Source organism: Pseudomonas sp. PAMC 25886, from assembly GCF_000242655.1.
Lineage (GTDB): Bacteria > Pseudomonadota > Gammaproteobacteria > Pseudomonadales > Pseudomonadaceae > Aquipseudomonas.
In genome coordinates this window covers 156,524-166,185 of sequence record NZ_AHHC01000093.1, presented here as the reverse complement: position 1 = coordinate 166,185, position 9,662 = coordinate 156,524, and the positions used below count along the sequence as shown (strand labels likewise).

General features: G+C 62.3%; 11 protein-coding genes. 5 read left to right on the top strand and 6 right to left on the bottom strand.

What is annotated here, in order from left to right; all coding sequences use genetic code 11:
• Positions 1-102: 102 nt before the first annotated feature.
• Positions 103-987, bottom strand: a complete 885-nt coding sequence (locus tag MUM_RS0132170; protein WP_010177075.1) for a LysR family transcriptional regulator — start codon at positions 985-987, stop codon at positions 103-105.
• Between the two features lie 121 nt (positions 988-1,108).
• On the opposite strand from MUM_RS0132170, the gene MUM_RS0132165 reads away from it, so the two are divergent.
• Positions 1,109-2,479: an MFS transporter gene (locus MUM_RS0132165; RefSeq protein ID WP_010177074.1), complete on the top strand. Its 1,371-nt coding sequence runs from the start codon at positions 1,109-1,111 to the stop codon at positions 2,477-2,479.
• A gap of 176 nt (positions 2,480-2,655) precedes the next feature.
• Here the strand turns inward: MUM_RS0132165 and MUM_RS0132160 are convergent, their stop codons facing one another.
• Positions 2,656-3,459, bottom strand: coding sequence for an AraC family transcriptional regulator (locus MUM_RS0132160; RefSeq protein ID WP_010177073.1), 804 nt, complete (start codon positions 3,457-3,459; stop codon positions 2,656-2,658).
• A 204-nt stretch (positions 3,460-3,663) separates the two neighbouring features.
• Between MUM_RS0132160 and MUM_RS0132155 the strand changes: the two genes are divergently transcribed.
• The 4 genes from MUM_RS0132155 to ddlA are packed head-to-tail and all read left to right on the top strand — an operon-like array spanning position 3,664 to position 6,259.
• On the top strand, positions 3,664-4,218 hold the full coding sequence (locus tag MUM_RS0132155; protein WP_010177072.1) for a DUF2975 domain-containing protein: 555 nt from the start codon (positions 3,664-3,666) through the stop codon (positions 4,216-4,218).
• A gap of 7 nt (positions 4,219-4,225) precedes the next feature.
• The gene (locus tag MUM_RS0132150; protein WP_010177071.1) at positions 4,226-4,441 is read left to right on the top strand and encodes a helix-turn-helix domain-containing protein; all 216 of its coding nucleotides are present in this window, start codon (positions 4,226-4,228) and stop codon (positions 4,439-4,441) included.
• A 41-nt stretch (positions 4,442-4,482) separates the two neighbouring features.
• Positions 4,483-5,121, top strand: coding sequence for a LysE family transporter (locus tag MUM_RS0132145; RefSeq protein ID WP_010177070.1), 639 nt, complete (start codon positions 4,483-4,485; stop codon positions 5,119-5,121).
• 43 nt (positions 5,122-5,164) lie between these two features.
• Positions 5,165-6,259: a D-alanine--D-alanine ligase gene (ddlA, locus tag MUM_RS0132140; protein WP_010177069.1), complete on the top strand. Its 1,095-nt coding sequence runs from the start codon at positions 5,165-5,167 to the stop codon at positions 6,257-6,259.
• Between the two features lie 13 nt (positions 6,260-6,272).
• Here ddlA and MUM_RS0132135 read toward each other — a convergent pair whose 3' ends face one another.
• The 4 genes from MUM_RS0132135 to ggt all read right to left on the bottom strand — a co-directional run bounded on the left by MUM_RS0132135 (position 6,273) and on the right by ggt (position 9,625).
• Entirely contained in the window at positions 6,273-6,587 is a 315-nt protein-coding gene (locus MUM_RS0132135; RefSeq protein WP_010177068.1) for a helix-turn-helix domain-containing protein, read from the bottom strand.
• Positions 6,574-6,894, bottom strand: coding sequence for a hypothetical protein (locus tag MUM_RS0132130; RefSeq protein WP_029616193.1), 321 nt, complete (start codon positions 6,892-6,894; stop codon positions 6,574-6,576). Before MUM_RS0132130 ends, MUM_RS0132135 begins: the two co-directional genes overlap by 14 nt.
• Positions 6,895-7,052: 158 nt before the next feature.
• Entirely contained in the window at positions 7,053-7,775 is a 723-nt protein-coding gene (locus tag MUM_RS0132125; RefSeq protein ID WP_010177066.1) for a polyphenol oxidase family protein, read from the bottom strand.
• Between the two features lie 23 nt (positions 7,776-7,798).
• Positions 7,799-9,625, bottom strand: a complete 1,827-nt coding sequence (ggt, locus tag MUM_RS0132120) for a gamma-glutamyltransferase (protein ID WP_010177065.1) — start codon at positions 9,623-9,625, stop codon at positions 7,799-7,801.
• Positions 9,626-9,662: the final 37 nt, after the last annotated feature.

The following is a 9,662-nucleotide window of genomic DNA, read 5'->3' as shown; positions in this document are numbered from 1 at the left end:
AAGCCCCCTCACCACAGACAAGCCTCCCTGCAACAGGACAGCCCCCTCACCACAGACAAGCCCCCCTGCCACAGGACAAACCCCCTCACCACAATGGGTGTGTTACCACCGCGCCTTGTTGAGTGCCTCGGCAAACGCCATCAACTTCGGCGAGTACTGCCGCGACGGCGGATACACCAGCGATATCGCCCGGCTGCGCCCGGCAAAATCCTCCAGCAAGGGCACCAGGCGCCCGGCCGCCAGATCGTCTCTCACCGCAAAATCCATCACCTGGGCGATGCCAAACCCACCGACAGCACCGTCCACCAGCGCGTCGCCGATATCAAAGATAAGCCTTCCTTCGACGCTTACGTCCTGCACTTTGCCATCGAGCATGAATTGCCAGTCCACCAGCCGGCTGGTGCGCAGGTTGCGCACGGTCAGGCAGTTGTGGTCCTTGAGTTCATCGACGGTCTGCGGTGTGCCAAAACGCGCAAGGTACGCCGGGGCGGCAACGGTGACCCAGCGCAGCGGCGGCAGCGCCCGGGCGATCAGGCGCTGATCCTGGATATCGCCGGTGCGCAGCAAGGCGTCAAAGCCTTCATCGACGATGTCCACCAGGCGGTCGGTCATTACCGCTTCGATGCGCAGGTCGGGGTATTGCAGGGTCAATTCGCCGATTACCGGCATCACCACCTTGCGACCGAACAACGACGGCGTGCTGATTTTCAGCAGGCCGGACGGTGAACTGCGGCGGTCGAGCATCTGCTGCTCGGCTTCGGCCAGTTCCGCCAGCAGCGGCGCGCTGCGTTCATAGAGCATTTGCCCGTCGGGCGTGAGGCTGACGCTGCGGGTGTTGCGTTGCAGCAGGCGCACGCCCAACTGGTTTTCCAGCCGGGAAATGGCCCGGGACAATCCGGATTGAGTCAGCCCCAAGTCCCCGGCAGCACGGGTGAAACTGCGGGTTTCGGCGACGCGAACCAGCAGGCGAACAGCGTTCAGGTCCATGATTAAAGTCATTACTGAAAGAGTGATAAGGCTATTTATCATCTGTTGAGCATGAAAGACACTGGCGCCTCTCATTTTCTGGCAGGACGCTGTGATGTCTTTCTCTCGACCCTCAGGCTGGATGCTGTTGCTGCTGGCGACCGCGCAACTGATCATCGCCCTGGACGCGACCATCGTGTTTGTCGCGCTGCCGCAGATCGGCAGCCACCTGGGGTTTTCCGCCCAGCAATTGCAGTGGGTGGTCAGCGCCTACAGCGTGGCGTTCGGTGGTTTCCTGCTGCTGGGCGGCCGCGCGGCCGACCTGTTGGGCAAGCGGCGCTTGTACATCCTCGGCCAGTCGCTGTACGCGCTGTCATCCCTGGCGGCGGTGCTCGGTGGCAGCGCATTGTTGCTGGTGCTGGCCCGGGCGGTGCAGGGCGTGGGCGGGGCGCTGTTGTTCCCGGCCACGTTGGCGCTGATCAACACTCACTACGCCGAAGGCCCGGCCCGCAACCGTGCGTTTGCGGTATGGAGCGCGGCGTCGGCGGCGGGCCTGGCCTTGGGTGCGTTGCTCGGCGGCGTGCTGACCCAGGCCTGGGGCTGGGAAGCGGTCTTCCTGGTGAACGTGCCATTGGCCGGCGCCTGCGCTTTGGCGGCGCGCTACTGGATCCCCGCCGATGGCGAGCGGGCCCGTGGGCGCAATTTTGACATCAGCGGCGCGTTGACCGTGACGCTGGGCGGCACGTTGCTGGTGTTCGCCCTGGTGCAAGGGCCTGAGTGGGGCTGGGCGGCGCCATCGACCCTCGGCTGCATGGCCGTGGCGTTGGCGCTGCTGGGGTTGTTCGCCTGGATCGAACACCGGGGCCGTGACCCCTTGATGCCGCTGCGGCTGCTGGGCTATCGCGAGTTGCGCATGGCCATGGTGTTGACCGCGGTATTCATGAGCAGCTTTGGCGTGCAGTACTACTTTCTGGCGGTGTATTACCAGCAGGTCTACGGCTACAGCGTGCTGCAGGCGGGGTTGGCGTTTTTGCCAGCGACCCTGGTGTGCACCGGCGGTATCTGGCTGGCTGAACGATCATTGGCGCGCCTGGGCTTGCGCACCACCCTGGTCAGCGGCCAGTTGGCGGGGGCGGTGGGCATCGCCCTGGTGTGCGTGGCGTTGCCGACGGGGGCGGGATTCTGGTCGCTGCTGCCGGGGATTTTCATCCTGAGTATCGGCCAGGGCATGACCTGGACGGCAATGTGGGTGGCTGCCGGCCTGGGCATTCGGCCAGGAGAGCAGGGCGTGGCGGCGGGCATGGCGTCCACCAGCCAGCAGATTGGCGGCGCATTGGGGCTGGCGTTGCTGGTGTCGTTGGCGAATGCCGGCGGGTCGACGGGTGCGGCGCAGGCGGGTGGGATCGAACTGGCGTTGTGGTGGAGCGCGGCGATTGCCCTGGCGGGAGCGGTGCTGGCGTTAGCGCTTAAAGAACGAGCTCCAGCGTCGAATACGATTTCGGCAGCGACATAGTTCAATGGTAGGAGCTGGCTTGCTGTGGTGAGGGGGCTTGCCCCCCGACGGGTTCACCACAGATTGATGGGGCTGCTTCGCAGCCCAACGCGGGGCAAGCCCGCTCGCCACAGCAAGCCCGCTCGCCACAACAAGCCCGCTCCCACATTTTTGATTGTATTCCAAAGGCGGGATTTTCAGCGCCCGAGCATCTTCACCCAGCGCGACGGCGGCATGCCGAAGGTGCTGCGAAACTGGCGGGTCATGTGGCTCTGGTCGGTGAAACCGGCGGTCAGCGCGGCATCCACCAGTGACTGGCCCTGGCCCAGCAGGCTGCGCACCAGGTCCAGGCGACGCATGGTCAGGTAGCGATAAGGGCTGGTACCAAACAACAATCGAAAATCCCGCGACAACGCCCAGCGGTCGCGGTTGGCGTATTCCGCCATTTCATCGAGGGTGATCGGGCGGCCGAGCGCGCTGTGGATAAATTCCCGCGCGCGCTCGGCGGCGCGGTAGTCGAAGGTCTTGCGGTTCACCGTGATGCCCGACGCATTGTTCAGCGCCTGGGCCAGGTCAAACATCGCGTCCTGTTCCTGCAACGGATCAATCGGGCAATCCAGGCTTTGCAGCAACACTTCGCTGGCGCGGTACAGCCACGGGTCGCTGGACAGCCCGCCGGGAATAAACGGCAACGGCTTGCCGCCGAGCACCTGCTGGATCAGCGCCGGCTCCACGTAAATCATCCGGTATTTGAAGCCTTCCTCGCTGCCGGCCCAACCGTCATGCACTTCGTCGGGATGGATCACCATGGTCCGCCCCGGCAGGCTGTGGGTCATGCCGCCGCGATAGTGAAAACTCTGCACGCCGAACAGGGTGCGGCCGATGGCGTAGGTGTCGTGGCGATGGGGGTCGAAGCCAAACCCGGCAAAATACGCCTCGATACGCTCCAGGCCACTGGCGTGGGGCGCGCGGTGCAGCCAGTCGAGAGAGGGTTTGGTCATGGTGAAAGCCGCAAGTCGGGACGCAAATACGTTAACCCAGTGTGACCGGGCTGTCTGCCGTGGTCTTGAACGATTGTGCCAGCACCGGAACGACGGCGGCAGGGATCCGATTTATACGTGGATATCGCAAATCATTAAAAAATGATTGTTTTACGATAATTTATCGTTTATTTTTCGCCTCACATTAACCCCCGAGGCTTACCCATGAATTCCCAACGTCTTGCCCAACTTAGCCAGCGCATGGCACTGCTCACCCTGTTGTTGATTGTCGCGATGCTGCTGCTCAATACCACCGCGTGGCTTTACCCGGTACAAAGCGCTTCGGTTGGGTTTGGTTTCGCCTTGAGTGCTCAACAGATCGAGGGGCGGGCCGAGATGGTCGCGGCGTTCCCTTGGTGGCAGACCCTGGGCGGTGTCCTGCTCTCCAGCATTCCCCTGATGGCGCTGGTGTCGGGCTTGAATCATTTGCGCCAGCTGTTTCAGAACTATGCCCGTGGCGAGTATTTTTCCAGCGCCGCCGCCCAGCACTTGGGTAAAGTAGGCCGGGCCGTGGCACTGTGGGTGTTGCTGGATTTTCTGTGCGAGCCATTGCTCAGTGTCTGGGTCACGATGAATGAGCCGGTTGGCCAGCGGCTGCTCACCTTGAGTTTCACCCCGCCCAGCATCGTTGCGCTGTTTCTCGCCGGCTGCATCTCGGTGATCGCGCGTATCCTGTGGCAGGCCAGTGAAGTGGATTCTGAAAACCGCACGTTTGTTTGAGAACAGCATGTCTATTGTCATTGAGTTGGACGTTATGCTCGCCCGGCGCAAGGTCAAGTCCAAGGACCTGGCCGCCGCCATTGGTATCACCGAACAAAACCTGTCATTGCTCAAGCAAGGCAAGGTCAAGGGCATACGGCTGGCGACCCTGGACGCAATCTGCAAGTATCTGGAGTGTCAGCCGGGTGACCTGTTGGTGCACGAACCCGAACCTGAGCTGTAAACGGCAAGGATCTTTTAATTCCCTTAAGGATGGATCAATCGATGCTTTTCCCCAGCCTGCCGTATGCCGCGCCATTGTTGTCGCTGGCCTTGCTCTGGACCGTCGCGGTGGTGACGCCCGGCCCGAACTTCTTCAACACCGCGCAACTGGCCGCCAGTTGTTCACGCCGCCATGGCGTGGTGGCGTCGGCTGGCGTGGCCACCGGCACCGTGATGTGGGGCCTGGCAGGCGGCTTGGGGATCAAGTCGTTGTTCACTGCCGCGCCCATGTTGTACCTGGCGTTCAAGATCATCGGCGGCTGCTACCTGATTTACCTGGGGTTGAAGCTGTTCAAACGCTCGGCACCGTCGATGGCCCAGAACCTGTTGCCCGACGAACCGCGTCGCTCGTTGTTCTCCGCCTGGCGCCTGGGCCTGCTGGGCAACCTGTCCAACCCCAAGGCGGCGTTGTTCGTCGCGACGATCTTTGCGTCCACCATGCCGCAGTCACCGTCGCCGATGCTGTTGACCCTGGCCGTGATCACCATGGCGACGCTGTCGTTCAGTTGGTATTCCTGCGTGGCGCTGGTGTTTTCCAGTGAACGCATGGCCAACGTCTACAGCCGCTCGCGCAAGTGGCTGGACCGGTTTGCCGGTGGTTGTTATGTGCTGTTCGGGGCCACGCTGGTAGCGAATCGCTGACGGCTCATGGTAAGAAGCCTTACTTTCAAACGTGAGGCCGATCATGAGCAAGCTGCGGGTAGGGATTATTTTTGGTGGCCGTTCGGCCGAGCACGAAGTGTCGCTGCAATCGGCGCGCAACATCGTCGATGCACTGGACCGTTCGCGCTTCGAGCCGATCCTGATCGGCATCGACAAGGCCGGCCACTGGCACCTCAACGACACCTCGGGCTTTTTGCTCAACGAGGAAAACCCGGCGCTGATCGCCCTCAACCAATCCAACCGCGAACTGGCCGTGGTGCCGGGCAAGGCCAGCCAGCAGCTGGTGGAAACGGCCAGCCAGGCCACCCTGGAACATGTCGACGTGATCTTCCCGATCGTCCACGGCACCCTCGGCGAAGATGGCTGCCTGCAAGGCCTGCTGCGCATGGCGGACTTGCCGTTTGTCGGCTCCGATGTGCTGGGGTCGGCCGTGTGCATGGACAAGGACATCAGCAAACGCCTGCTGCGCGATGCCGGGATTGCCGTGACACCGTTCATCACCCTCAACCGTCGCACGGCGGCGCGAACCACCTTCGAACAAGCCCGGCAGAAACTCGGAGTGCCGATGTTCGTGAAACCCGCGAACCAGGGGTCATCCGTGGGCGTGAGCAAGGTGAGCAGCGAGGCTGAATATCAGGCCGCCGTAGAACTGGCCCTCGGGTTTGATGAAAAGGTGCTGGTGGAGTCGGCGGTAAAAGGCCGGGAAATCGAATGCGCCGTGTTGGGCAACGAGAATCCCATCGCCAGTGGTTGCGGCGAGATCGTGGTACGGGACGGTTTCTACTCCTACGACAGCAAATACATCGATGACCAGGCGGCCCAGGTGGTGGTGCCGGCGGACATCAGTGTTGAAGACAGCGAGCGCATTCGCGCCTTGGCCATCGAAGCGTTTGAGACGTTGGGCTGTGCCGGGCTGGCGCGGGTGGATGTGTTTCTGACGGACGAGGGCGAGGTGCTGATCAACGAGATCAACTCGTTGCCGGGTTTTACCCGCATCAGCATGTACCCCAAGTTGTGGCAGGCGGCGGGCATGAGCTACAGCGAGCTGGTGAGCCGGTTGATCGAGCTGGCGCTGGAGCGGCATGCGGGGCGTAAGGGGTTGAAGATCAGCCGGTAGCCCAGGAATGCCATCAGGCGTTACTGAGGACTTCTCGAAAAACGTCCGGCCTGATGGCTGCTATATGCAGCAATGAACGTGCTGCGCCGGACGGAGAGCGGCGGCCTTGCTCCCATTCTTGAAGCGTTCGTACAGAGACTCCCAGCAATTCGGCGAACTTGGGTTGCGACAGCCCAGTTTTACTTCGGGCCTCGGCGGCTTGGGTGATTTCGACGTGATGGACCTGGCCATGACGACCTTCCTTGACATCAATAACGGCAGCCAGCAATTCCTCGCCGATGTTGCGTTTGGCGTCACGTTCCTTAAGTTGTTTCTCAGTGAGTGGCATGGTTCATTTCCTTGGCGATTTTGTAGAGGACATGCGCGGGAATATTCTCGGTGGCACCTTTGCCATAAATCAGCAGGGCAACCAGTGCACCACACGCCAATTGTGTTGTGTAGATGATCCGCACTGAGCTGCTCTTGCCTCGGCCTTCAAGGCTCCAGCGTACTTTTCGGCAACCACCAGAGCCTGGAATGACAGTTCCTGAGCCGGGGTGGTTGGCGAGAAAAGCCATAAAAATACCCCGTTCTTCTTCGGTCCAGTAATCGGGCCATAGCTTGCTGAATAGTGGCGACTCGATGATCGTTAACACGCAAAATTCTACGTCTTTGACGTAGCCTCTGGCAAGGAATGGCGGGGCCAGAAAATGTCAGCGGATGGAGTGGTATTCAAGAAGCGTTGTATCGCAAAAGATGACAGCCTATGGGCTCCCCAAGGCTAGTAGCTACGAGAACTGTAGGGGGCTTCCCATCACTCTGCGCGAGCAATCCACGAATACAACAACGTCTTGCGCTCCGTACTGTCATGCGTCCTTCGGCGATAACTCGCAAACGCCGGCGAGGTGCAATACGTGCACACCTCGCTCACCTCGACCTGCTCACGCTTTATGCCGGCGGCCTCCAGCAAGATCAGCGCATAACGACTCAAATCAAACCACGCACTCAAGGCCTGCCTGGGTTCTGGCGGCTGAATCTCCGGTGCCAACAACGGCTCCGGCTGCTCGAGCGTCCACGGCGCATTCCCGTCCGGCCATAAGTGACCCTGACTCGCCTGCAACTGCGCGACAAACTCGCCGCTCACCTCATAGCAACACGGCTTGATCGACGGCCCGATCGCGATCCGCAATTGTTCCAGCGCCACTCCCTCGGCGCTGAACCGTTGCATGGCATTGGCGATGATCCCGCCTTGCAGCCCCTTCCAGCCGCCATGAATTGCCGCGACAAAATCTCCGCTCTCCGAAGCCATCAGCAACGGCAAACAGTCGGCAGTGATCACCGCGATCGGCTGCACATCCCGGCTGAAAACCCCATCGGCCTCAACCGTATTGGCCGTAAGCTCCGCGCTCCATTCAATGGTCGTGGTGCTGTGCACCTGCTTGCAGATGAACACGTCGTCAGGCCGCAATGGATCGTCAATCGAACAGAACCCATGGTCGACGCCAACCAGGGCGCCGAGGTTATTTGCCTTGTGCACGCGCAGCTCTCCAGTGAGTCACATCAGTCCCCGAGGGCCTCGCCTTCACGGCGTGGGTCCGCACCGCCGACCAACGATACCTTGCCCTGGGCATCACGCACCCGAACGATTGCCTGGGCGCCGCTGGTCATGTCGATTTCACTCAGGGCGTGGCCCTTGTCCTTCAGCGCCTGTTTCAACGGCGCACTGAACAAGCCGGCTTCCAGTTCGGTCGCCCCGTTGCGGCTGCCGAAGTTGGGCAGGCCGACGGCGGCTTGCGGGTCGAGGTTCCAGTCGAGCATGGCCACCAGGGCTTTGCTCACGTATTCGATGATCTGCGAACCGCCCGGGGAACCGACCGTGGCCACCAGCTCGCCGCTCTGGCGATCAAACACCAGCGTCGGTGCCATCGACGAACGCGGGCGTTTGCCGGGCTCAATCCGGTTGGCCACCGGCTGGCCGTTCTCTTCGGGGATGAACGAGAAATCGGTCATCTGGTTGTTCAGCAAAAAGCCCTGGACCATCACATGGGAGCCGAATGCCGACTCCACGGTAGTGGTCATCGACACCGCGCCACCCACGTCATCCACCGCCACCACTTGCGAGGTGGAAATGCGCAGTGGCGAGCGATCCGGCGCGTAGGCCACCTGAATGCCCGCAGGCTTGCCCGGCTTGGCGACGCCCATGCTGCGCTCACCAATCAGCGCGGCACGGCCGGCCAGATAGTCCGGCGCCACCAGCCCGGCAACCGGCACCGGCACGTAGTCCGAGTCGGCCACGTATTGGGCGCGGTCGGCATAGGCCAGGCGGTCGGCTTCAGCGATCAGGTGCACCGCGTCGGGTACTGGCTCCAGGCCTGCGGGAGAGTCGTTCTTCACCGGCTTCAATAGCGCCAGCGTCATACGCGGGTCGCGGGCTTCCAGGGCCTGCAACGTACCGAGGATCTGCGCGATGGCGATCCCGCCCGACGACGGTGGCGGCATGCCGCAGACTTTCCAGCGCTTGTAGTCGGTACACAGCGGCGCCCGCTCAACCGCGCTGTAGCCCTTGAGGTCAGTCAGGGTCAGGCTGCCGGCGTTGCTGTTGCCCTGCACCTTGCGGGTGATTTCTTCGGCAATCGGGCCGTAGTACAGCGCGTCCGGCCCTTCCTTGGCGATGCGCTTGAAGACGTTGGCCAGCGCCGGGTTTTTCAGCAGCGTGCCGGTGGCCTTGGGACTGCCGTCGGCATTCAGGAAGTAGGCGGTCATTTCCGGCGAGCGGCTCATGTAACGGTCGGCGGCGATCAGGCTGTGCAGGCGCGCCGAGATCGGGAAGCCCTGTTCGGCCAGGCGAATGGCCGGCTCGAACAGCGTTGCCCACTGCAGGTGACCGGTCTTTTTGTGGGCCATTTCCAGGGCGCGCAACACGCCCGGGGTGGCCACCGAGCGCCCGCCAATCTGTGCCTGCGGGAACGCCATCGGCGTGCCGTCGGCGTTGAGGAACAACCGCTCGGTAGCGCCCGCCGGTGCGGTTTCGCGACCGTCATAGGCCTGCACCTTTTTGCCGTCCCACAGCATGATAAACGCGCCGCCGCCGATCCCGGACGACTGCGGCTCCACCAGGGTCAGCACGGCTTGCATGGCAATCGCTGCGTCGATGGCCGAGCCGCCCTTGCGCAGGATCTCGCGCCCGGCTTCAGCCGCCAGCGGGTTGGCGGCCGCCGCCATATGGCGCTCGGCGTGGCGGGTGCTCATGTCGGTGCGATAGCCCGAGCCGAGTTCCGGGGCGGGCGGCAGTTCGGGCGCGGTGGCGCTGTGGCAGGCGGCGAGGGTGAGGGCAGTGGTAATCAGTGAGAGGGCGGTAAGGCGTTGACGGTGGAAAATCGAAAACACGCGATGACTCCGTTCATTTGAGAATGATCTGTTGTCC